The organism is Tessaracoccus sp. OS52, assembly GCF_020687685.1.
In the GTDB taxonomy this organism is placed as follows: domain Bacteria; phylum Actinomycetota; class Actinomycetes; order Propionibacteriales; family Propionibacteriaceae; genus Arachnia.
This window is the reverse complement of the sequence record NZ_JAJEWM010000006.1, coordinates 29,379-51,756: the sequence shown is the minus strand read 5'-3', so window position 1 is coordinate 51,756 and position 22,378 is coordinate 29,379. Positions and strand designations below refer to the sequence as shown.

Here is a 22,378-nt window from a genome sequence, read left to right as displayed (position 1 = left end):
ATGCGTGTTGGAGTATTCGGAGCGACGGGCCAGGTGGGCGCCGTCATGCGGTCCCTGTTGGCGGAGCGGAACTACCCCGTGGAGGAGATGCGCTACTTCGCGTCCTCGCGGTCGGCGGGCAGGACCCTGCCGTGGAAGGGTGCCGAGATCACGGTGGAGGACTGCGCCACCGCAGACTTCTCCGGACTCGACGTCGCCCTGTTCTCCGCAGGCGGCGCCACTTCGAAGGCCTTCGCCGAAAAGGTGGCCGAGGCCGGCGCCACGGTCGTGGACAACTCCTCCGCCTGGCGGATGGATGATCGCGTCCCGCTGATCGTCTCCGAGGTGAACCCCGGGGACGTGGAGCGCGCTGAGATCGGCATCATCGCCAACCCGAACTGCACCACCATGGCCGCGATGCCGGTCATGAAGGCCCTGCACGAGGCCGCGGGGCTGCTCGCCATGCAGGTGACCACCTTCCAGGCCGTCTCCGGCTCGGGCCTGGCCGGCGTGCAGACACTGGCGACCCAGCTCACCGAACTGGAGTCTCCCGAGCGGCTCGCGCATGACGGCTCGCTGTTCCAGCCGTCTGCGCTCGGCCCCTACGTCGAACCGATCGCCTTCAACGTCGTGGCTCTCGCGGGCAATCTGGTCGACGACGGCCAGGGCGAGACCGACGAGGAGAAGAAGCTGCGCAACGAGTCCCGCAAGATCCTGCACCTGCCGGACCTCCGCGTGGCCGGGACCTGCGTGCGCGTCCCGGTGTTCACCGGTCACAGCCTCAGCGTCCACGCCCAGTTCGAGCGCGAGATCACTCCCGAGGAAGCTGCCGAGGTCCTGGCCGCGGCCCCCGGCGTCGCCCTGGCCGACGTGCCCACCCCGCTGAAGGCGGCCGGTGGTGACCTGAGCCTGGTCGGCCGGATCCGGCAGGACCAGTCGCAGGCCGACGGCAGGGGGCTGGTGCTCTTCGTCAGCAGCGACAACCTTCGCAAGGGTGCCGCCCTGAACGCGTTGCAGGTCGCGGAACTGCTCGTCCGATGAGGATCGCCGTCGTGGGTGCCGGAGCCATGGGCGGTGCCCTGCTGCGCGGCTGGATCGCAGGCGGGCAGGATCCCGCCGACGTGCTCGTGGTCGACGCCTACTCGCCCAGGGTGAGCGAGCTGGTCTCGGAACTCGGCGTCACGGGCGCGGAACTCGCCGACGCCGCGGAGGCCGACGTCGTGGTGCTGGCTGTGAAGCCGCACCAGGTCCACACCGTGGCCGTGGCGTTGGGCGCCAACCTCGCACCTGGGACACTCGTCGTCTCGATCGCCGCGGGGGTCCCGCTCGCGAAGCTGGTCGAAGCCCTCCCGGACAGGCAGCCCGTCTTCCGGGTGATGCCGAACACCCCCGCGCTGGTGGGCAAGGGCATGGCCGGCGTGGTGCCGGGCCCGGGCACCACGGCGGCGCAGCAGGTGCTCGTCGTGGGGCTGATGGAGGCCGTCGGGCGCGCCGTCGTGACCGACGAGGACCACATCGACGCCCTCACGGCGCTGTCCGGCTCCGGGCCGGCATACCTCTTCTACGTCGCAGAGGCCATGATCGAGGCCGGAGTGCACCAAGGACTGACCCGCCAGGAGGCCACGGCGCTGGTCAACCAGACGTTCGTCGGTGCCGCGGCGATGCTCGACGACTCCGGCGAGACCGCGACCACGCTGCGGGAACGGGTGACCTCGCCGGGAGGAACGACCGCCGCCGCGTTGCGGACCCTCGATGAGCGTGGCGTCCGATCCGCGTTCCTGGCCGCCGTCGAAGCCTGCAAGCTGCGCGGTCAGGAGATGTCGGGCGCCAGCTGAGCGCCCGGACACAGTCGCCCCGGGGTCCGTTTCGATTGGTCCACCCCGGCGGCGCAGGTTACCATTGGGAGTCTGCCAGTCTCTCTGGCAGCCGACTTCACCTCACCGCGGGCCAACACCCGCGAACCGAAAGGCAAACATGGGCTCTGTCATCAAGAAGCGCCGCAAGCGGATGGCCAAGAAGAAGCACCGCAAGCTGCTGAAGAAGACGCGTATCCAGCGTCGTCGCGCCGGCAAGTAAGTTGCCAGCGCCCTCGCGGGTCCTGCTGCTGACCCGGCCCGGCTGTCACTTGTGTGAAGAAGCCGAGTCGGTGGTCGCAGCGATCTGCGAGGAGGTCGGGGCCGGATGGCGCAAGGTGGACGTCGACTCCGACGACGCCCTGCGTGCCCAATGGACGGACCACGTGCCAGTGACCTTCGCTGATCAGTCGCTGCACGGCAGATGGTTCGTTGACCCTGACAAACTCAGGCAGGCGCTGCTGGACGGGGCTCCACACCCCATGCCTGCGGACTGGCGACCCCCCGCCCCCGGACCGAGTTGAGACCAGGAGATGTCTGTGAGCGAGATCGAAGACACCGACGCGCACGAGAGCGAGCACGTCGATGCCCCCCGGCGCCATGGCTCCTTGACCTTCGTCGGGTCCGGATCGGCTGACATCACGCTCGTCCCCTACGCGGGTGAACGCGCGATAGCCCAGGCCGACCTCGTGGTCGTCGACTCCCCGGACGTGGCCGAGAGCCTCGCCAGTTCAGGCATCCGGACCCACGCCCAGGTCGTCTGCGTGGATTCCGACGAGCCGACGCAGCTGATCCGTGAGGTGGACGCGGGCAAGCGCGTGGTCCGCCTGTCCGCCGGTGACTTCTACGACAGCCATTTCCGGGAGGTGACTCTCCCCGCGGTCCTGGGCGAGCACCGGGTGCGGACCCACCTGATCCCCGGCGTCAGCCGCTGGGTCTCGGCGCTCACCTACGGGGCGGTCGCTCCCACAGCGTCATTCGCCACCCTCGACGCGTCCCGTGGAGTCGGGGGCGAGGATTGGCCGCAGGCCGGCACGTTGGTCGTCTGGACCAACCCCGAGCGCCTGGTGGAGGTCGCCGAGCAGGGGGCGCAACGATTCGGGGCGAGCAGCCCGGTGCTGGTGCTCACGAATCTCGGAACCTCGTCGCAGACCACCCAACTCGCCAAGTGGCGTGAGCTGGCCAACGGCAAGGTCGACGTCGACTCCGAGTGCTACCTCGTCGTCGGGCCCGGCATCGTGGAGGCCGAGCGGCAACGACTCGACTGGTTCGCCTCCAAGCCGCTCTTCGACTGGCGCATCGTGATCCCGCGCACCAAGGACGACCTGGGCGAACTCACCGGTCACCTCGCGCGCTTCGGCGCCACGAGCGAGATCGTGGCCACGATCTCCATCGAACCCCCGCGCACCGAGCAGGCCATGGAGAAGGCCGTCCGCGGCATCGTCGACGGCCGGTACCTGTGGATCGTGTTCACCTCCCCGCACTCCATCGGCGCCATCATGGAGCGGCTGGCCGAGTACGGTCTGGATTCCCGCGCCCTGTCGGGAATCAGTCTGGCCGCCGTCGGCCGCGGCACTGCGGAGGCCCTGCGGAAGTACGGGCTGCGGGCGGACCTGACGCCCGTCGGGGACAACACCGTGGCGGGTCTGGCCCTCGAGTTCCCCGCCTTCGATGACCTGATCGACCCGATCGAGCGCGTCCTGGTGCCAACGGCCGACGTCAGTGTGCAGCCCCTCATCGACGGCCTCGTCCCGCTTGGCTGGGACGTCGAGGAGGTCACCGCCTACAGGACCGTGCGTGCCGCGCCGCCCCCGGCGGACACGAGGGAGGCCATCAAGACCGGCCTGTTCGACGCCGTCGTGTTCACCTCCTCCACCGCCGTGCGCAACATGATCGGCATCGCCGGGAAGCCGCACGCGGCCATGGCCGTTGCGGCCATCGGACCGGCGACCGCCCAGGCGTGCGAGTTGCACGGGCTGAAGGTGGACGTCGTGGCGGAGTCACCCACCTACGAGTCGCTGGCCGAGGGGCTGGCGCGCTTCGCGGAGAACCGCCTGGCGGACCAGATTGCCCGCGGAGTTCCCGTCAAGAAGCCCTCGGAACGTCGGCGCCGTCGGCGCAAGGTCGCGGCCGCGCCGGACGCGTAGGCTGGCAGGGGAACCAAGGAGGTCAAGGTGGCAGACGCGCGCATCGTGCACGTGATGCGGCACGGCCAGGTGCACAATCCCGACGGCGTGCTCTACGGGCGCATCGCCGGCTTCGGGCTCTCCGAGCTCGGCCACCAGATGGCTGCGGAGATCGCCGGGTTCTGGGCAGATGTCCCGCTCACCCACCTGCGCTGCTCCCCGTTGCAGCGTGCCCAGGAGACGCTGGCTCCCACGGCTGCGCTGTTCCCCGACCTTGACATCGTGACCGACGAGCGGCTGATCGAGGCGGCCAACGTCTTCGAGGGCAAGGTCTTCGGTCCCAGCAACCGCGCACTGCGGGATCCGCGCATGATCCGCCACGTCCTCAATCCGCTGCGGCCCAGCTGGGGCGAGCCCTACCGAGACATCGCCGCTCGGATGCGAGCCGCCATCGCGGACGCCGCCGAGGCCGCGGGGGAGGGTGGCCAGGCCCTGGTCGTCAGCCACCAACTCCCGATCTGGATCGCGCGGCAGGAGGCGGAAGGACGCCGCTTCGCACACGACCCGCGCACCCGCAGGTGCACCCTCGCGTCGGTGACGTCGTTCACCATGCGCGGTGGCCGCGTCACCGCGGTCGACTACCGCGAGCCTGTCGCGCACCTGCTGCCCCCCAAGCGCGGCCGCAAGTTCCGGGTCGGCACATGAGGCGCCGGTCCTTCCTCGCCGGCCTGACCTCACTGCCCCTGCTGGCCGCCTGTGCCGCGCCCGATGGGCCTGGCATCGACGACGACACCATCGGGTTCCAGGCCGGCGACGGTTCCGTCGTGATCGTGCCGGCGGCCGAGCGGGAACCGGCTCCCGAGTTGCGTGGTGAAACCCTCGACGGTGAGGAACTCTCGACGGCCGACTTCGCCGGTCAGGTCATGGTCCTCAACGTCTGGGGATCGTGGTGCGCGCCCTGCCGCGCCGAGGCGCCCCACCTGGTGGAAGCGGCAGCACAGTTGCCCGAGGTGGCCTTCATCGGCATCAACACCAGGGACCTGGACCCGGCGCCCGCGAAGGCGTTCGTGCGCGCTTTCAAGGTTCCCTACCCCAACATCTACGACCCGGACGGCGCGCTGCTGCTCAAGTTCGGACAGCTGCCTCCGAAGGCCATCCCCAGCACCCTCGTCATCGACGAGCAGGGGCGCGTGGCCGCGCGGATGCTGGGCGAGATCACCGCCTCGACGCTGACCGGCGTCATCTCCGACGTCAGGGGCGCCGGGTGATCCTGCTCGAGTCCTGGGTGAGCGACGCCCTGTCCTCCTCGCTGCTGCTGGCCATCCCCGTCGCGCTGCTGGCGGGTCTGGTCTCCTTCGTGTCCCCGTGCGTGCTGCCCCTGCTGCCCGGTTACCTTTCCTACGCCTCGGGGCTCGGGGCGTCGGAGATCTCCGAGGGGACGGGGAACCGTCGGCTCCTGGTCCTGGGAACCGCAGGATTCGTGCTGGGGTTCGCCGTCGTGTTCGTCCTCACTGGCGCCTTCATCGGTGGCCTGGGCGGGGTCCTGCTGGCCAACCAACGCCTGATCACCCTGATCGCGGGCCTTCTGATCATCGTCATGGGACTCGGCTTCATCGGCTGGCTGCCCATGCCGGCCCAGTGGCGGCCCAAGGCCCCCAGGATGGGAGCCGCCGCCTCGCCCCTGCTCGGCATGGCCTTCGGCCTGGGTTGGACACCATGCATCGGACCCACCCTGTCGGTGGTCCTCACCCTCGCCCTCACCGAAGGCTCCGCCGCCCGCGGCGGCTTCCTCGCCTTCGTCTATGCCATCGGCCTGGGCCTGCCCTTCCTCGCCTTCGCGGTGGCCTTCACCAAGCTCAACAAGCACTTCGAATGGCTCAAGCGCAACCAGCGCAGGCTGACCGTGGCCGGGGGAATCCTTCTGGTGGCCGTCGGACTGGCGATGGTCTCCGGGCTGTGGGACATCGTCGTGGGCTACCTGCGGCAGTGGGCGTCGTCGTTCGGGACCATCCTGTGAGCCGCGGCGCCACCGAGGCCCGTGCCATGAACGCGCGGGAGTTCCTGCGCTGGTGCTGGACCCAGCTCACCAGCATGCGCACGGCACTGGTGCTGTTGTTCCTCGTGGCGCTCGCCGCGGTTCCCGGGTCGATCTTCCCCCAGAACAACATCTCCCCGGTGGAGGTGTCGCTCTACCAGCGGGACAACCCGGAGCTGAGCGCCGTCCTCACGCCGCTCGGGATGTTCGACGTCTACACCTCGCCGTGGTTCTCGGCCATCTACCTGTTGCTGTTCGTCTCGCTGATCGGCTGCATCCTGCCCCGCGTCGCGCTGTACGCACGAAACGTGGCCAAGCCACCCCCCAAGCTTCCCGCTCGTCCCGAACGCCTCGCCGAGAGCCGCACCGGCCTCGTCGACGACGCACCCGCCGCCATCGCGCGCGCCGACGCGTGGCTGAGGGCCAAGCGCTACCGCACGCTCGTCACTCCCAAGGGTGTGAGCGCCGAGCGCGGCTACTCCCGCGAGGCCGGGAACCTCGTGTTCCACATCGGGCTGCTCGTCCTCCTCGTCGGACTCGCGTGGTCCAGCCTGCTGGGGTTCCACGGCAGCGCCGTCGTCGTCGAGGGCAGGAGCTTCAGCAACGCGATCACCCAGTACGACGAGTTCAGCGCCGGTGCCCTCGTGGACACCGACGCCCTCAACCCCTTCACGGTCAAGGTCGACTCGTTCACCGCCGAGTTCGAGACCGGGGACGTGCAACGCGGGGCGGCCCGGCGGTTCGACACAGACATGACCGTGACCGCGGGGGGCCGGTCCTGGGACCAGCTCATCCAGGTGAACCATCCCCTCACGCTGCCTACGGGGGAGCAGGTCAACGTGATGGGCCACGGCTACGCGGCCCACGTCACCGTCAATGACGGCTTGGGCGACGTCGCCTTCTCCGGCCCCGTGGTGTTCCTGCCGCAGGACGGGAACTTCGCCTCCATCGGCGTGATCAAGGTCCCCGACGCCCGGCCCCAGCGGCTGGCCTTCGAGGCGTTCTTCTTTCCAACCGCCGTGCTCAACGAGCAGGGTCCGCACTCGGTCTTCCCCGACGCCCTGAACCCGGAGCTGTTCATGAACGCGTGGGTGGGGGAGCCCGCTGTGGAAACAGGCATCCCGGAGAGCATCTATGTGCTGGACACCGCGGGCCTGGAACCCATCACCGGCGACGGCGGGGAGGTGCTGCGCATGCGGCTCACCCCCGGCACCGGCATGGAGCTTCCCGACGACCTGGGCACCATCACCTTCGACGGCTGGTCGCGCTGGGTGAAGTTGCAGGTCAGCATCACGCCCGGGAACACCCTGACCCTGATCAGCCTCGCCGTCGCGGTCGCCGGCCTGTGCGTCAGCCTGTTCGTCCGGCCGCGCCGGATGTTCGTCCGCATCGGCGCCGGCCGGGCAGCCATCGGCGGGCTCGACCGCACCGACGCCGCCAGCGGTCTGGACGACGAGGTGGCCGGCCTGAGCGAGGCGGTACTCGGCGTCCCGATTACCGAACCCCCCACCGACGGGGCAGAATGGGCCCGCAGCCCGGTTGGAGTGGAGGAGACCAAGTGACAATGTCAGGAGCCTCGGAGACTGCGATCGTGGTCGCCGCCGTCGGCTACCTCATCGCCTTCGCCCTCCACAGCCTTGAGTGGTCCTCTGCGCGGGGGCTCGCGCCCGTGCGCCCCGTGGACGGGTCCGAGGACAGGGCGAGGGTGCGGGTGGACCTCTACGGACGGCTGGGCATCGCCCTGACCGCCGTCACCGCCATCGTCCACGTCACCGGCGTCGTCCTCCGCGGCGTCGCGGCCAACCGTGCGCCCTGGGGCAACATGTACGAGTTCGTGACCTCGTCCCTGGCGTTCGCCGTTGTCGTCTACCTGCTGGCGGTGTGGCGGCTGGGGGCCCGGTGGCTCGGGCTCGGCGTGACGTTGCTGGGCACCGTCGGCCTGGGGCTCGCGGCCACCGTCTTCTACGTCGACGTCGCCCCGCTGGTGCCCGCACTGCACTCGGTTTGGTTCATCATCCACATCGTGGCCGCCGCCATCGCGGGGGCCGCCTTCAACGTCGGTGCCGTGGCAGCGGTTCTCTACCTCCTCAAGCAGCGGGCGGAGGCCAAGGGCGGACCGATCCGCGGCTACCTGGCACGGCTGCCGCAGGCCAGCAGGCTGGACCTGTTCTCCTACCGGCTGCACGCTTTCGCCTTCCCGCTGTGGACCTTCACCATCGCGGCCGGTGCCATCTGGGCGCAGTACGCCTGGGGCCGGTTCTGGAACTGGGATCCCAAGGAGACCTGGTCCTTCGTGACCTGGGTGATCTACGCCGCCTACCTCCACGCCCGTGCGACGGCGGGCTGGAAGGGTCGCCCCGCGACCGTCATCGCACTGATCGGCGTGGCGTCGTTCTGGTTCAACTTCATCGGCGTGAACCTCCTGTTCAGCGGCTTCCACTCCTATGCGGGGATCTGACCGGGAGTACCCATGGCCGCCCCGGACACCGAGATCGAACTCCTCGTAGAGCTGTACGAGGAGCACGGCACCAGCCTGCACAGGCTGGCGGTGATGCTGGGCGCCGAGGCCGCCTCCGGTCACATCCTTCGCACCGCGCTGCTCTCGCTGGGCAGGCGTGTGAACAGCGTCATCGATCCCCTGGAGCGTCTGGAGTACCTGGAGGAGCAGGTGGTCCACCAGGCCCGCAGTGCGCGTCGTCCGGGGGAAGGACTGCACCTGCCCGACGTCGAGGACCGGCGTCAGCAGGAGATCCTCAACGGCATCAGGGCCCTGCCGATCCGCGACGGCGAGGTGCTGGTGATCAGCCACTACCTCTCGGTCTTCGGCCCGGAGCTGGCGAGCATCCTGCGCATGACGATCCGGGCCACGAACGCGCGCCTCGAGGATGCGCTCGACCGGCTCCGGCTCGTCGTGGGGGACCCCACACCGGGTTCCATGCCGGGAGTCATCGAATCGCTGTCCCAGGAGGTGACCGCCGCACTGCGCGCGTCCGCCCGGGGAGTGCAGCCCTCCGGCACCGACACCCTCGCGGCCGAACTGCTGAGTCTGGGGGACTCGTCCAACCGGGGGGTGTCGGCCTGGCTCGTCGCACCTCTGGTGGCCGCATCGCTGCTGCTCGGGATCTGGCTCGCCACCATGACCGCGCCCGGTCGCGGAGCGGTCCCGGCGCCGTCGGTGTCCGCGAGCGCGACGGCGGACTCGCCCAGCCCGTCGGCCACGGAGTCGCGCTCGTTGCCCGCCCAGGTGCGCGAGGTCCCGGTCTACTACGTCGGCCGCAAGGACGGGCTGCTGTACCGCGAGCTCCGCGATCTTCCCGCGGGTCGCGTGCTGGTCGAGGCGGCACTGGAGGCGACGATGTCGCTCGCCCCCCTGGACCCCGACTACGACTCGGCCTGGGGGGCGGGCTCACTGATCAGTGCCGACGTCACCGGCGACACCCTCACCGTGGACCTGACACCCGAGGCCTTCGAGGGCCTCACCGCCGGTCGCGGTGCGCGGAGCGCGGTCGACCAGATGGTCTACACCGCCAGTGAGCTGGGTGGCAACCCCAACCTGCGGCTCAAGTTCACCTCCGACGGCGGCCCGCCCCCGGAAGCCCTCGGCCAGCCCGAGGACGGATTCGGTCGCAACGGGCTGACGCCGATGGGGGCGGTGTGGGTCTCCTCGCCCAAGAACGCATCGACGTTGGAGGCGGGCCAGGTGGTGGTGGTCGGGACCGTCAAGCCGTCGGCGACGACCCCCGTCGTCAAGATCGTGCGTGACGACGGCGAGGAAGTGGCCAGCGTGACCGCCCAGACCGCAACCACACCCGACGCCGACGGGTGGCGCGTCTGGTCGGTCGTCGTTGCGCTGGAGCCCGGCGGCTATCTCATAACGGCCACCACGGAGCTGACACCACCCGAGACGCAGGAAACCCAGGTCTATCAGGAGACGAAGAGCATCACAGTCGCGTGAGGCCGGTCAGTGGTTGACCACCCAGTTCGCGAGGCGGATCGCCAATGACGAAGGGACGAACCGATTGGCGTGCGCCAGCACCCGGTTGCCCAGGCCGTCGATCACGTAGGGCTGGCGCCGGGCGAGGCCCTCGAAGGTGGTGTTCACCACCTGCTCGGCGCTACGGCGTCTGGTCATCACGCGCGCGTTGCCGGTGTTGGCCCAGAAAGCCGTTTCGGTCGGGCCGGGACAGACGCAGACCACTCGCACTCCGGTGCGCCGGGTCTCGCCCCAGAGGGCTTGGGAGAAGCTGAGCACGTAGGCCTTGGTGGCCGCGTAGGTGGCCATCTCCGGGATGGGCTGGAACGCGGCGGTGCTGGCGACGTTGATGATGGCACCCCGGTCCCGCGACAGCATCTGCGGGAGTACGGCGTGGGCCAGCTCGGTGACGGCCGCGACATTCAGCTGCACCTCGCTGGCGATCCGCTCGCGCTCGAGGTCCACCAATTCGCCGTGGCTGCCGAAACCGGCGTTGTTGACGAGGGTGTGGACGTCGAACTGGTCGAGGCGACTGATCAACTCGAAGCGTTCCTCGGGTACGGTCAGGTCCACTGGCAGGACGAGCGTCGCGACGCCGTACTCCCGCTCGAGTTCGACGGAGAGCGCGAAGAGCTTGTCCTCGCTGCGGGCCACGAGCACGACGTCGGCGCCACGCTGCGCCAGGTACCGTGCATAGGCGTCGCCCAGCCCTGACGAGGCCCCGGTCACCACTGCCCACGAAGTTGTCATGCCCACAGCCTAGTTCTCGGTGCTCGTCACCGAGCGCGGCGTGCGGGAGGGGCCGCCACAGGGTCATGACATGATGGGGTCATGCAGCATTTCGACGTTGCCGTCATCGGCTCGGGGTCCGGGAATTCACTGATCGACGAGCGGTTCCTCGGTCTCGAGGTTGCCCTGGTGGAGCGGGACGAGGTGTTCGGCGGTACCTGCCTGAACCGCGGCTGCATCCCCACCAAGATGTTCGTCGTGCCGGCGGATCTGGCCGCGAGCCCGGCGGAGGCCCGGCGGCTCGGCGTCGACCTCGAGTTCCACCGCGCCAACTGGCCCGCCATCCGGGACCGCATCTTCGGCCGGATCGACCCGATCTCCGCGGGTGGCCTGGAGTGGCGCGAGCGCAGCAGCAACGTCACCGTCTTCCACGGTGAGGCCAGCTTCGTCGACCCGCACACGCTGCGAATCGGCGAGGACACCATCAGCGCAGACCAGATCGTGATCGCCACCGGGTCCCGGCCACGTCCGCTGCAGGTGGAGGTGCCAGAGGCCCTCCGGCCGCTGGTCCACACCTCCGACACCGTGATGCGCATCGACGAGCTCCCTGAAAGGGTGGTCATCATCGGCGCCGGGTACGTCGCGGCCGAGTTCGCACACGTCTTCGCCTCCTTCGGCAGCGAGGTGACCCTCATCAACCGCTCCGACGTCGTCCTGCGCGGTGAGGACCACGAGCTTTCCGCCGCGTTCGCCGAGCAGCTCGGGCAACGCGTCAAGATCCGGCTCAACCAGGTGGTCTCCTCCCTCGAGGAGGGCGACGACGGCGAGGCGCAACTCATCACCACCGACCGCAACGGGGTGGAGTACCTCTATTTCGCGGACCTGGTCCTGAACGCCACCGGCCGGATCCGCAACTCCGACTCCCTGAACCTGGCCGCTGCCGGCGTCGACGTCCGGGCCAACGGCCAGGTCATGGTGGACTCCAACCAGCGCACCAACGTGCCCCACATCTGGGCGTTGGGAGACGTTTCCTCGGACCACCTCCTGAAGCACGTGGCCAACGCCGAGATGCGGACGGTTGCCCACAACCTGCTCAACCCCGACAACCTCGTCGAGACCGACCATCGCTACGTCCCTCATGCCGTCTTCTCAGACCCGCAGGTGGCCTCGGTCGGGGCCACCGAGCAGCAGTTGCGGGAGTGGGGCACCCCGCACGTGATCGCCCGGCAGCGGTTCGCCGACGTCGCCTACGGCTGGGCGCTGGAGGACCGGGGCCACTTCGTCAAGCTCATCGCGGACCCGCGCAACTGGCGCCTGCTCGGCGCCCACATCATGGGACCGCAGGCCTCGACGCTGATCCAGCCGCTGATCCAGGCCATGAGCTTCGACCTGGCTGTGCCGGACATGGCACGTGGCCAGTACTGGATCCATCCCGCCCTCCCGGAGGTCGTCGAGAACGCGCTGCTCGGCCTGCTGTCGGCCTACGAACCCGAGCAGCTGGAGCATCCAGTGGCAGAGAACTTCTGACCCCGCGGCGCATTGCCGGCAGGTAGGGTCGAGGTGTGCGATCGCGAAGTCTGGTCCTGTGCGGCGCCCTGACGAGTCTGTCCGCGCTGGTCCTCGCGGCCTGCGCCCCGGCGCCGCTCACCGGAACCCGGACACCGTCCGAGGAGCCGGTGGCCACCTCGAACGTGCGCGTGGTCACCCCGACGGCCTCCACCCCGGCTCCCAGGACGATGGCTCCCCAGCCCATCAGCTGTGTCAGTGCGGCCGCTGAGCTGCCCCTGCAGGCACAGGTGGGGCAGCTGTACATGGTGGGCGTCTCGACCGCCGGACTGGATGAGGTGACTTCGGCTGCGATCACCCAGACGCAGGTCGGGTCGGTGGTGCTGCTCGGCAACTCGACGGCAGGCTCCGAGGCGATCCTTGAGCTGACCGGCGCCGTCGGCGAGCTCGCTGATCCGGCACTGCCGATCCTGGTCGCCGTGGATCAGGAGGGCGGTGCCGTCCAGCGCCTGCAGGGACCGGGGTTCAGCGACCTCCCCACGGCACTCGACCAGGCGCGATTCGCGGAAGGCGAGCTCGAGAAGGCCGCCAACGAGTGGGGGGAGGAACTCGCGGCGACGGGTGTGCTGTTCAACCTGGCCCCCGTGGCGGACGTGGTCCCAGCCGACAAGCAGGAGAGCAACGCCCCCATCGGCGCGCTCCGGCGCAACTACGGCAACGACGCGGACACGACGTCGGGGAAGGTCGCCGAATTCGTCACCGGGATGACCGATGCCGGCGTTGCCACCTCGCTCAAGCACTTCCCGGGCCTCGGGCAGGTGACAACCAACACGGATTTCGACGTCGCCGTCGACACCGACGTGGCACCGGGGGACTCGGACTGGGCGCCGTTCGTCGCGGGTATCGACGCCGGCGCGAAGTCGGTGATGGTGTCCTCGGGCATCTTCAAGCTCATAGACCCGGCGCAGGAGGGCGTGTTCTCGCCAACCATCATCACGTCCTACCTGCGCGAGCACCTGGCCTTCGACGGCGTGGTGATCGCCGACGACCTGGGCGCGGCGGGCGCCGTCGCCGACACCCCGCCTGCGGACCGGGGAGTCAGGTTCATCACAGCCGGAGGCGACATCGTCATCAATGCCGACCCGGCCATCCTGCAGGAGATGGTCGCGGCCACCGTCGCGAAGGCTCAGGCGGACCCGGCGTTCGCGGAGCAGGTGGCTGCCTCTACCGCGCGCGTGCTGACGTTGAAGGCCTGGCTCGGGCTGGTGCAGTGCTCCTGATGGGGAGGGATTCGCTCAGCCGAAGCGGCCGGTGATGTAGTCCTCGGTGGCCTTCTGGTCCGGGTTGTGGAAGATCTTCTCCGTGTCCCCGAACTCGACGAGCTCGCCGGGCTGCCCCTGTGCCTTCAGGTTGAAGAAGGCGGTCTGGTCAGAGACTCGCGCGGCCTGCTGCATGTTGTGGGTGACGATGACGACGGTGTACTGCTCCTTCAGCTCATGGATGAGCTCCTCGATGGCGAGGGTGGAGATGGGGTCAAGGGCCGAACACGGCTCGTCCATCAGGATCACGTCCGGCGAGACCGCGATGGCGCGGGCGATGCAGAGGCGCTGCTGCTGACCTCCGGAGAGGCTCGACCCCGGGCGCTCGAGACGATCCTTGACCTCGTTCCAGAGGTTGGCGCCGCGCAGGGCCTTCTCGGCCAGCTCGTCGGCCTCCTTGCGGCCCATGCGGGCGTTGTTCAGCTTCACGCCGGCCAGCACGTTGTCCTTGATCGACATCGTCGGGAACGGGTTGGGGCGCTGGAACACCATGCCGACCTGGCGGCGCACGCGGACCGGGTCCACGCTCGGTTCGTACAGGTCGAGCCCGTCCAGCAGCACCTTGCCCTTGACGTAAGCGCCGTCGATGACCTCGTGCATGCGGTTCAGGGAGCGAAGGACGGTGGACTTCCCGCAGCCGGACGAGCCGATGAAGGCGGTCACCGCCCGTGGCTGGATGGTCATGTTGACGTTCTGGACGGCGTGGAACTTCCCGTAGAAGATGTCCACGTCCTGGAGCTCAATGCGTTTCGACATGATTCCTAGTTTTCCTTGTCTGTCTACTGGTCAGCGGCCGGGCTTGGGTGCGAATCGCCAGGAGAACAGGCGGCCCAGCAGGTTGAGGCCCATCACGATGAGGATCAGCACCAGCGCGCCCGCCCAGGCGCGGGCGTAGTAGGGGTCCTGCGGCACTCCCGGCGTCACGTACTGGTAGTACACGAAGACCGGGAGCGTGGTCATGGGGGAATCCATCGGGTTCAGGTTCATCGACGGATTCAGCCCCGCGGTGACCAGCAGTGGGGCGGTCTCGCCAATGACTCGGGCAACGGCCAGGACCGCACCGGTGATGATTCCCGCGATCGAAGTGGGCAGGACCACCTTGAGGATGGTGCGGTACTTGGGCACGCCGAGAGCGTAGGAGGCCTCTCGGAGCTCGTTCGGCACCAGGCGGAGCATCTCCTCCGTGGAGCGCACCACCGTCGGGATCATCAGCACGCTCAGCGCGACGGCGCCGGACAGGCCGATCCGGGTGCCCGGGCCGAAGATGGAGGCGAAGATGGTGTAGGCGAACAGGCCGGCGACGATCGACGGGATGCCCGTCATGACGTCGACGAAGAACCGGATGGCGCGAGCGAGCCGACCGTTGCCGCCGTACTCCTGCAGGAAGATGGCCGTCAGAAGTCCCACGGGCACGGAGATGAGCGTCGCGATCCCCGTGACGATCAGCGTCCCCCAGATGGCGTGCGAGGCGCCACCGCCCTCCCCAATGACGTTTCGCATCGAATAGGTGAAGAACTGCACGTCGAAGCGCTCGAGACCCTTGGAGACCACCTGCCACACGAGCGAGACGAGGGGGGCCAGGGCGAGCAGGAAGAAGGAGGTGACGACGTACTTGGCGAGGCGGTCCTTGGCCCGCCGGGGCCCCTCCACGGCGCCGGACAGCGCGAACATCACGGCAAGGAACAAGACAGCGCCGAGCAGGAGGACGGTGGCGACGTTGGCAAGGTTGAACAGCGCGAGCACCCCTGCGACTACGGCGACGGAAACGACGAGCACCCCCAGCGCGGAGTGCTTCGGCAGCTGTCCCGCGGTCAGGGAGGAGGCTCGGCTGTTCAACGTGTCGGTGGTGGACATCAGTTGGCTCCCGAGAATTCCCTGCGGCGGGAGATTACCCACCGGGCGGCCACGTTGACGATCAGCGTGATGACGAACAGCACCAGGCCGGTGGCGATCAGCTGGTTGACGCCGAGGCCGTAGGCCTCCGGGAACGCCAGGGCGATGTTCGCGGCGATGGTGTTGGGGTTGTCAGAGGTGAGCAGCATGAAGTGGATGGTGGAGCCTGGCGACAGGACCATGGCCACGGCCATGGTCTCACCGAGCGCCCGCCCCAGGCCCAACATGCAGGCCGAGATGATGCCGGGCGTGCCGAAGGGCAGCACCGCCTGCCGGATCATCTCCCACCGCGTGGCGCCGAGGGCGAGCGAAGCTTCTTCGTGCAGGCGCGGGGTCTGGAGGAACACTTCGCGACACAGTGCGGTGATGATGGGCAGCACCATCACCGCCAGCACGAGCGCCGCGGTCAGGATTGTCCGGCCGGTGCCGGAGACCGGCCCGGCGAACAGCGGGATCCAGCCGAGGTTCTCGCTCAGCCACACGAACAGTGGGCGCATCAGCGGCGCGACGGTGTTGATGCCCCACAGACCGAAGACCACTGACGGCACCGCCGCGAGGAGGTCGATGATGTAGCCGAAGGTGGACGCCACCCGCTTTGGTGCGTAATGGGTGAGGAACAGCGCGATTCCGATGGAGACCGGGACCGCGAACAGCATGGCCAGGAAGGCAGCCCACACGGTGCCGAAGGCGTACGGGGCCACATAGGACCAGAACTCGCCGTAGGGCAGGTCCTCGACGTCGGCCGTGAGCGCGGGGATCGACAGTCCGATCAGGAACAGCGCCACGGCGGCGAGAATGGCCAGGATGGCGATGCCGGATCCGGTCGAAAGGCCCTTGAAGAGGGTGTCACCGAACCGCTTCGAGCTGTGCCTGAGTTCGTGGTCCGCGTCGTCGGCCGTGGGTGGTGGGCCTGACGCCTCGGCTCGTGAGGTCCGTGTCGACATGGTGCTCCTGGTGATCGCTGAACTGGCCTGCTTCAGACATGGGAACCGCGCCCGCCCCGGATTCGGAGGCGGGCGCGGTTGGTTTCAGGTTAGGACATCCGTCACGCGATGGCGTCGATAGCTGCCAGAACCTTCTCGGAGAGAGCGTCGGACAGGGGAGCGGAACCCGCACCTGCAGCGGCGACTTCCTGGCCCTCAGGGCTCGCGATGTAACCGAGGTACTCCTTGACCAGGGCACCCTGCTCGTCGTCGGCGTAGTCCGCGCAGGCCAGTGCATAGGCCACCAGGACGATGGGGTAGCCGCCGGCGTTGCGGTCCAGTTCGAGGGCCAGGTCGTGCTCCTCGCGGCCCTCCTCAACGGGGGAGGCCTCGACGGCTGCCGCAGCGTCCTCGGCGGTGGGGCCGAAGAACTCGCCGTCCTTGCCCACCTTGGCGATGGAAAGGCCCTCTGCCTGCGAGGCGTCGGCGTAGCCGATGGCCCCGACACCGTTGGTGACGGCCGCCACGACACCGGAGGTGCCCTTGGCAGCTTCGCCGCCCTGGATCGGCCATTCGCCGTCGGCCTCGTTGGTCCAGACGTCGCCGGCTGCCTTGTTGAGGTAGTCGGTGAAGTTCTCGGTGGTGCCCGAGTCGTCGGAGCGGTGCACCGGGGTGATGGCGAGGTCAGGCAGTTCTGCGCCCTCGTTGAGTTCAGCGATCTCGGGCGCGTTCCAGTTGGTGATGTCACCGGCGAAAATGCCTGCGAGCACGGCCGGGGTGAGGTTGAGTTCCTCGACGCCCTCGACGTTGAAGATCACGGCGATCGGGGAGATGTAGACCGGCAGGTCGTAGGCGATCGACTCGGGGGTGCAGTTGGCGAAGGCGCCGGCGACGTTCTCGTCGGCCTTGAAAGCGCGGTCAGAGCCAGCGAAATCGGCGCCGCCGCCCGTGAAGGCGTCACGGCCTGCGCCGGAGCCATCAGGGGAGTAGAGGACGGTCACGCCGGGGTTGGCGGTCTGGAATTCTGCGATCCAGTTCGTCTGGGCCACGTTCATGGCCGAGGAACCGATGCCGTTCAGGCTGCCCGACAGGTCGGACGGGGCCTCGGACTCGGTCGCATCGGTGGTTGCTTCGGAGTTGCCATCAGTGGCGACCGCGGTGGTGTCTGCGGTGGTTTCCTGATCGGTGGGCTGCTCGTTGGCGGCGCATGCGGAGAGCAGCAGGGCAGCGCTCAGGCCAAGGGCTGCGGACAGACGCAACTTCATTTGTTTCCCTTCCGGGGTTTGACGTACTGGGCGGGCCTCAGGCCCGTGGAACGGACGTTCTACATCCGTGAAGCTATTCCGGGAAGGTGAAGCATCAGCGCACTCTTGGTTAACGGAAGGTGAACTTTCAGCGAGTTCTGTGTCCCGGGTGCGACGAGGGGGTAGTTGTTGTCAGTTCGTTACCTTGCTCGCCCGCAGCCCGCCCCGTGCCGGTCAGGCAGTCGGTTTGAGCACTTCGGAACGCAGGACGGTGCCGTCGGGCAGGAGATGCACCGCCAGCGCCTCGCCCACCACCATCGGGCGCGGCTCCAGACCGAGGCCCCTGTACATGGCGGGCAGCACCGGACGGTGGCCGCACAAGGCAGTGGGGCAGGTGAGCGACGAGGCGAGTTCAGCCATTCGCTGGGCGACCCTCTTGGGGTGCTTCGTCCCCTCCTCCTCGGTGAACAGGTCTATCCCCTCCACCTCCAGCCCGTACTCGTCGGCGTACGGCTTGAGCGTGTCCATGCAGCGGCGGGCCGACGAACTGGTCAGGCGTCCGACGCCGAAGGTCGTCAGCAGTCCGACGAGGTCCTCTGCCTGCCGCCTCCCGCGGCCGGTCAGCCGGCGCTTCTGGTCGGGGCCCGTCCAGTCCTTGCGGAGCATCGCCTTGCCGTGGCGAACCAGCAGCAGGACGTTGGTGTGCGGCTGCTCCACGGCCTCCCGGATGACCGGGCGCTCGTCTTCGTAGGTGACCTTCTCCATGGCCTCATCCACGGGGAACCATTGCGCCTGCTCAACCTCGTCGTCGGGGGCGCGGACAGCCTCGCTGAGCACGCTCGCCCGCCAGTAATGGGTTGCCTTGGGACCCTTCGCGACGTCGTAGCGGACGGTGGGCAGCCGGAGGTCCAGTTTCGCCTGGACGCCTGTCTCCTCCAGGATCTCGCGGACCGCCGTCTCGGGGAGGTACTCGTCCACCTGCCCCTTGCCCTTCGGCAGGGACCAGTCGTCGTACCTGCGGCGGTAGACCAGCAGGACCTGCTGCTCGTCGCCCTGGCGCCGCAGCACCACGCCGCCGGCCGCGATGACCTTCGGCTGCTTGGTCATCGCGCCCGCCGGGACGCAGCCTGCCGGATCAGGGTCGACTGCAGGTCCACCAAGGGGTTGCCGTCGGAGTCGTGGGTGTGGGCCGTCCAGGTGGTGTCCACGAGCTCCCAGTGAACGGTGTCGGGCGCGAAGGCCAGGTCGAACAGCTCTTCGATCCGCCGGACGTGCGAAGGGTTGGTCAGCCCCACGACGGCCTCCACCCGGCGGTCCAGGTTGCGGTGCATCAGGTCGGCCGAACCGATGCCGACCGTTGGCCTGCCGGCGCCCGCGAACCAGAACACGCGGGAGTGCTCCAGGAAGCGTCCAAGGATGGAGCGCACCCTGATGTTCTCGCTCAGGCCCGGGACGCCCGGACGGATGGTGCAGATGCCGCGCACCCACAGATCCACCGGCACCCCCGCCTGGGAGGCCCGGTAGAAGGCGTCGATCAGGGCCTCGTCAACTGCGGAGTTGACCTTGATGCGGATCCCCGCGGGCTTGCCGGCTCGGTGGTTGGCGATCTCCCGGTCGATGTAGGCCAGCAGACCCGACCGGATGCCGTGCGGGGCCACCAGCAGGCGCCGGTAGTTGGTCTCGGCGGTCATGCCCGAGAGGTGGTTGAACAGCCGGGCGACGTCGTCGGTGATGATGGGATTGCTGGTGAGCAACCCCATGTCCTCGTAGGTGCGGGCCGTCTTGGGGTTGTAGTTGCCAGTGCCGATGTGGGCGTAACGCCGCAGCCCGTCGCTCTCGGTCCGGACCACCAGGCACAGCTTGCAGTGGGTCTTGAGCCCGACCATGCCGTAGACGACGTGGACGCCCGCCTGCTCCAGCTTGCGGGCCCAGCCGATGTTGGCCTGCTCGTCGAAACGCGCCTTGATCTCCACCACGGCCAGGACCTGCTTGCCCGCCGCCGCGGCCTCGATCAGGGCGTCGACAATGGGTGAGTCGCCCGATGTCCGGTAGAGGGTCTGCTTGATGGCCAGGACATGGGGGTCCGCCGCCGCCTGTTCGACGAACCTCTGCACGGAGGTGGCGAACGAGTCGTAGGGGTGCTGCACCAGGACGTCGCGCCTCTTGAGGGCCTTGAACATGTCCGCCGGGCTGGCGCTCTCCACCTCGGCGAGGTCCGGATGCGTGATGGGCAGGAAGTTGGGGTAGAGCAGGTCCTCGCGGGAGGTGTCCGCCAGCGCGAACAGCCCGGTGAGGTCAAGCGGCCGCGGCAGGTGGAAGACCTCGTCCGGGTGGATCTCCATCTCCGCCATGAGGAGTTGCAGGATCTTCTCGTCGATGTCCTCCTCCACCTCAAGCCGGACCGGCGGGCGACCCACCTTGCGGCGCAGGAGCTCCTTCTCGAGGGCGAACAGGAGGTTCTCCGCGTCGTCCTCCTCAACCTCGATGTCCTCGTTGCGGGTGACGCGGAAGGTCGTGTAGCTCAGCACCACCCTGCCGGTGAACAGCTGCCCGAGGTGGCGGCCGATGACCTCCTCCAGCGGTACGAACCGGCCCTCGGCGAGCTTGATGAACCGATCGAGGATGGCAGGCACCTTGACGCGCGCGAACTGTTCGGCGCCGGTGGTGGGGTGTTTCAGCAGCACGGCCAGGTTGATGCTCAGCCCGGAGATGTAGGGGAAGGGGTGGGAAGGGTCGACAGCCAGCGGCGTGAGCACGGGGAAGATGCGCTCGGCGAACAGCGTGCGCATCCTGTCCTTCTCCGCAGCGGTCAGTTCCGCCCACGTCAGGATCTCGATCCCCTGGGCCTTCAGTTCGGGCCGCAGCTCGTCCTGGAACACGCGCGACTGCTCGGCCACCAGCTCCGCGGTCCTGCGCAGGATGGCGGAGTGCAGTTCGCCGGGCATCTGGCCCGTCACGGTCCGCACGGCCACACCCGCCTGGATGCGCCGCTTCAGGCCTGCCACGCGCACCATGAAGAACTCATCGAGGTTGCTGGAGAAGATGGCGGCGAACTTCGCGCGCTCGATCAAGGGGACGCGAGGCCCGTCCTTGGCCAGGTCCAGCACCCGGTTGTTGAACTCGAGCCAATCCATCTCGCGATCGGCGAACCGGTCCTCGGGCAGGTAGGGGGCAGGCTGCGTGCTCATGCGTCCTCGCGTCTGTAACTGGTGTCAAGGTTGATCTGTTCAAAGTTAGCCGAACGGTACATCCGCACCACCCGCTGGGCCTCGGCCTCCACGTAGAGGTGCACGGCCTTGCAGCCGATGTCCTCCAGGTGTGCGAGTCCCGTCTCCAGCAGGACCCTGCCCAGGCCGACGCCGCCGTGATCAGGGTGCACGGCCAGCACGTAGACCTCTCCGTTGTCGGCATCGTGGCGCTTCGTCCAGTGGAACCCGGCCACCTCGTCGCCCTGCCTTCCCACGAACAGGCCCTCGGGAGAGAACCATGGTTGCAGGGTGAGTCCGTGGAACTCCTCGACGGTCAGCTTGCCCTGTTCGGGATGGTGGGCGAACGCCGCTGCGTTGACTGCCACCACCTGTTCGGCGTCGGAGTCGTGGTAGGTGGTGATCCGGTACCCCTCCGGGATGGGACCCACGCGCTCTTCCCCCAGGGCGCGCCCCAGCTTGAGCAACCCGCGCGCGGCCACGAGCCCGAGGTGCTCGGCCAGCCCGACGGCGCCCGGCTGGGTCCCGAAGGCCCACACCGAGTAGTCACCGAAATCGTCAAGAGCCGCGCTCAGCAGTCCTGAGCCGAGGCCGCGTCGTCGGTGAGAAGGGCGGACGCCCGCCACGATGGTGGCCTCGCGGGGGTCGGCGACGGCGAACCCGGCGAGCACGTCGTCGGCGAGGGAGATGTAGAAGGTGCCGGGCCGCTCGCCCCGGACCACGAGGGTGGCCGACTCGTTCAGCGGGCCGGTGCCGTCGGCGGTCTCCAGTTCCGCGGCGAGCGCGAGGATGGCGTCGCGAGTGCTGCGGTCAGGTTGGTCTGTCTTGAACATCACGGCCCTCCCGGACGCTGGTGAAGCGGTAGCCGACGTTTCGCACTGTACCGATGTAGGAGTCGTACTGGCCCAGCTTCGCCCGCAACCGGCGCACGTGCACGTCCACGGTCCGGGTGCCCCCGAAGTAGTCGTAGCCCCACACCTGGCTCAGGAGCACCTCGCGGGTGAGGACCCGGCCCGGGTGCTGCATCAGGTAGCGCAGGAGTTCGAACTCCGTGTAGGTGAGGTCGAGAGGCTCGCCGGAAAGGGTGGCATGGTAAGCCGCCTCGTCGATCCGGATGGGCCCGGCCACCAGCACCCGGGAGGCGTCCGCTGAACGCACCAGCAGGCGGATGCGCGCGTCCAGTTCGGAGGGCTCGGCACCGTCGACGACGAAATCGGTGAAGCCCCAGTCCCTGCCGATCAGCGAGATCCCGTTCACCGGAACCAGCAGGAGGATGGGTGCGTCCTCGCGGGCCGAGCGGAGCGTGGCCGTCACAGCTCGTGCCCAGGCGAGGTCCTCGCGGCCGTCGGCAAGCACGACATCGGCGTTGTCGATGCGCTTGAGGGCATCCTCGGAGTTGGCGGCAACGGTGGTGGAGTGGCTCAGCAGGGCGAGGAGTCCGGCGGCGTCGGGACGCTGGGACACGAACAGCACGTTGCCCATGTTCGCCTCCCAACCGGTTCAGACCGTGACAATCCTAATGGATTCACCCCGGCGGCTTCGCCACCGCTGCTGACCGGCGGGCCGGACGGACAGCCGCGTAGCATGTACCC

22 protein-coding genes are annotated in these 22,378 nt (G+C 68.6%); 13 read left to right on the top strand and 9 right to left on the bottom strand.

The genetic code is table 11. The features are described from left to right. The 11 genes from LKO27_RS14705 (at nucleotide 1) to LKO27_RS14655 (ending at nucleotide 9,948) form a co-directional block, all read left to right on the top strand. Entirely contained in the window at nucleotides 1-1,020 is a 1,020-nt protein-coding gene (locus LKO27_RS14705; protein WP_227738269.1) for an aspartate-semialdehyde dehydrogenase, read from the top strand. Then, on the top strand, nucleotides 1,017-1,814 hold the full coding sequence (gene proC / locus LKO27_RS14700) for a pyrroline-5-carboxylate reductase (RefSeq protein ID WP_227738268.1): 798 nt from the start codon (nucleotides 1,017-1,019) through the stop codon (nucleotides 1,812-1,814). Before LKO27_RS14705 ends, proC begins: the two co-directional genes overlap by 4 nt. A 139-nt stretch (nucleotides 1,815-1,953) precedes the next feature. Then, complete coding sequence (locus tag LKO27_RS14695) at nucleotides 1,954-2,055, top strand: 30S ribosomal protein bS22 (RefSeq protein WP_002550589.1); 102 nt, start codon at nucleotides 1,954-1,956, stop codon at nucleotides 2,053-2,055. A 1-nt stretch (nucleotide 2,056) separates the two neighbouring features. Further along, nucleotides 2,057-2,356, top strand: a complete 300-nt coding sequence (locus LKO27_RS14690; RefSeq protein ID WP_227738267.1) for a glutaredoxin family protein — start codon at nucleotides 2,057-2,059, stop codon at nucleotides 2,354-2,356. A gap of 15 nt (nucleotides 2,357-2,371) precedes the next feature. Further along, the gene (locus LKO27_RS14685) at nucleotides 2,372-3,979 is read left to right on the top strand and encodes a bifunctional uroporphyrinogen-III C-methyltransferase/uroporphyrinogen-III synthase (protein ID WP_227738266.1); all 1,608 of its coding nucleotides are present in this window, start codon (nucleotides 2,372-2,374) and stop codon (nucleotides 3,977-3,979) included. A 54-nt stretch (nucleotides 3,980-4,033) separates the two neighbouring features. Further along, the gene (locus LKO27_RS14680) at nucleotides 4,034-4,663 is read left to right on the top strand and encodes a histidine phosphatase family protein (protein WP_227738285.1); all 630 of its coding nucleotides are present in this window, start codon (nucleotides 4,034-4,036) and stop codon (nucleotides 4,661-4,663) included. Next, nucleotides 4,660-5,226: a TlpA disulfide reductase family protein gene (locus LKO27_RS14675; RefSeq protein ID WP_227738265.1), complete on the top strand. Its 567-nt coding sequence runs from the start codon at nucleotides 4,660-4,662 to the stop codon at nucleotides 5,224-5,226. Before LKO27_RS14680 ends, LKO27_RS14675 begins: the two co-directional genes overlap by 4 nt. After that, a complete protein-coding gene (locus tag LKO27_RS14670) occupies nucleotides 5,223-5,975 on the top strand; it encodes a cytochrome c biogenesis CcdA family protein (RefSeq protein WP_370630046.1) in 753 nt (250 codons plus the stop codon). The genes LKO27_RS14675 and LKO27_RS14670 overlap by 4 nt, the downstream gene beginning before the upstream one ends. After that, the gene (locus LKO27_RS14665) at nucleotides 5,945-7,555 is read left to right on the top strand and encodes a cytochrome c biogenesis protein ResB (protein ID WP_227738264.1); all 1,611 of its coding nucleotides are present in this window, start codon (nucleotides 5,945-5,947) and stop codon (nucleotides 7,553-7,555) included. The genes LKO27_RS14670 and LKO27_RS14665 overlap by 31 nt, the downstream gene beginning before the upstream one ends. Continuing rightward, nucleotides 7,552-8,451 (top strand): c-type cytochrome biogenesis protein CcsB, encoded by a 900-nt coding sequence (gene ccsB / locus LKO27_RS14660; RefSeq protein WP_370630045.1) that lies wholly within the window; start codon nucleotides 7,552-7,554, stop codon nucleotides 8,449-8,451. Before LKO27_RS14665 ends, ccsB begins: the two co-directional genes overlap by 4 nt. A 12-nt stretch (nucleotides 8,452-8,463) precedes the next feature. After that, nucleotides 8,464-9,948 (top strand): GerMN domain-containing protein, encoded by a 1,485-nt coding sequence (locus LKO27_RS14655; RefSeq protein ID WP_227738263.1) that lies wholly within the window; start codon nucleotides 8,464-8,466, stop codon nucleotides 9,946-9,948. 6 nt (nucleotides 9,949-9,954) lie between these two features. Here LKO27_RS14655 and LKO27_RS14650 read toward each other — a convergent pair whose 3' ends face one another. Next, on the bottom strand, nucleotides 9,955-10,716 hold the full coding sequence (locus LKO27_RS14650) for an SDR family oxidoreductase (protein ID WP_227738262.1): 762 nt from the start codon (nucleotides 10,714-10,716) through the stop codon (nucleotides 9,955-9,957). An 81-nt stretch (nucleotides 10,717-10,797) separates the two neighbouring features. On the opposite strand from LKO27_RS14650, the gene LKO27_RS14645 reads away from it, so the two are divergent. Both LKO27_RS14645 and LKO27_RS14640 read left to right on the top strand, forming a co-directional pair. Beyond that, complete coding sequence (locus tag LKO27_RS14645; RefSeq protein WP_227738261.1) at nucleotides 10,798-12,222, top strand: mycothione reductase; 1,425 nt, start codon at nucleotides 10,798-10,800, stop codon at nucleotides 12,220-12,222. Between the two features lie 35 nt (nucleotides 12,223-12,257). Continuing rightward, the gene (locus LKO27_RS14640; RefSeq protein WP_227738260.1) at nucleotides 12,258-13,481 is read left to right on the top strand and encodes a glycoside hydrolase family 3 N-terminal domain-containing protein; all 1,224 of its coding nucleotides are present in this window, start codon (nucleotides 12,258-12,260) and stop codon (nucleotides 13,479-13,481) included. A gap of 15 nt (nucleotides 13,482-13,496) precedes the next feature. On the opposite strand, the gene pstB is transcribed toward LKO27_RS14640, so the two are convergent. The 8 genes from pstB to LKO27_RS15430 form a co-directional block, all read right to left on the bottom strand. Next, on the bottom strand, nucleotides 13,497-14,276 hold the full coding sequence (gene pstB / locus LKO27_RS14635; RefSeq protein WP_227738259.1) for a phosphate ABC transporter ATP-binding protein PstB: 780 nt from the start codon (nucleotides 14,274-14,276) through the stop codon (nucleotides 13,497-13,499). Between the two features lie 30 nt (nucleotides 14,277-14,306). Next, nucleotides 14,307-15,374, bottom strand: coding sequence for a phosphate ABC transporter permease PstA (gene pstA, locus LKO27_RS14630; protein ID WP_227738258.1), 1,068 nt, complete (start codon nucleotides 15,372-15,374; stop codon nucleotides 14,307-14,309). Then, a complete protein-coding gene (gene pstC / locus LKO27_RS14625; RefSeq protein WP_227738257.1) occupies nucleotides 15,374-16,357 on the bottom strand; it encodes a phosphate ABC transporter permease subunit PstC in 984 nt (327 codons plus the stop codon). Before pstC ends, pstA begins: the two co-directional genes overlap by 1 nt. A gap of 101 nt (nucleotides 16,358-16,458) precedes the next feature. After that, a complete protein-coding gene (pstS, locus tag LKO27_RS14620) occupies nucleotides 16,459-17,601 on the bottom strand; it encodes a phosphate ABC transporter substrate-binding protein PstS (protein WP_227738256.1) in 1,143 nt (380 codons plus the stop codon). 213 nt (nucleotides 17,602-17,814) lie between these two features. Then, nucleotides 17,815-18,687, bottom strand: coding sequence for an NUDIX domain-containing protein (locus LKO27_RS14615; RefSeq protein ID WP_227738255.1), 873 nt, complete (start codon nucleotides 18,685-18,687; stop codon nucleotides 17,815-17,817). Beyond that, nucleotides 18,684-20,768, bottom strand: coding sequence for an RNA degradosome polyphosphate kinase (locus LKO27_RS14610; RefSeq protein ID WP_227738254.1), 2,085 nt, complete (start codon nucleotides 20,766-20,768; stop codon nucleotides 18,684-18,686). The genes LKO27_RS14615 and LKO27_RS14610 overlap by 4 nt, the downstream gene beginning before the upstream one ends. Next, nucleotides 20,765-21,619, bottom strand: coding sequence for a mycothiol synthase (gene mshD, locus LKO27_RS14605; RefSeq protein ID WP_227738253.1), 855 nt, complete (start codon nucleotides 21,617-21,619; stop codon nucleotides 20,765-20,767). Before mshD ends, LKO27_RS14610 begins: the two co-directional genes overlap by 4 nt. Then, nucleotides 21,597-22,268, bottom strand: coding sequence for a response regulator transcription factor (locus tag LKO27_RS15430; protein WP_304650911.1), 672 nt, complete (start codon nucleotides 22,266-22,268; stop codon nucleotides 21,597-21,599). The genes mshD and LKO27_RS15430 overlap by 23 nt, the downstream gene beginning before the upstream one ends. Between the last annotated feature and the right edge of the window lie 110 nt (nucleotides 22,269-22,378).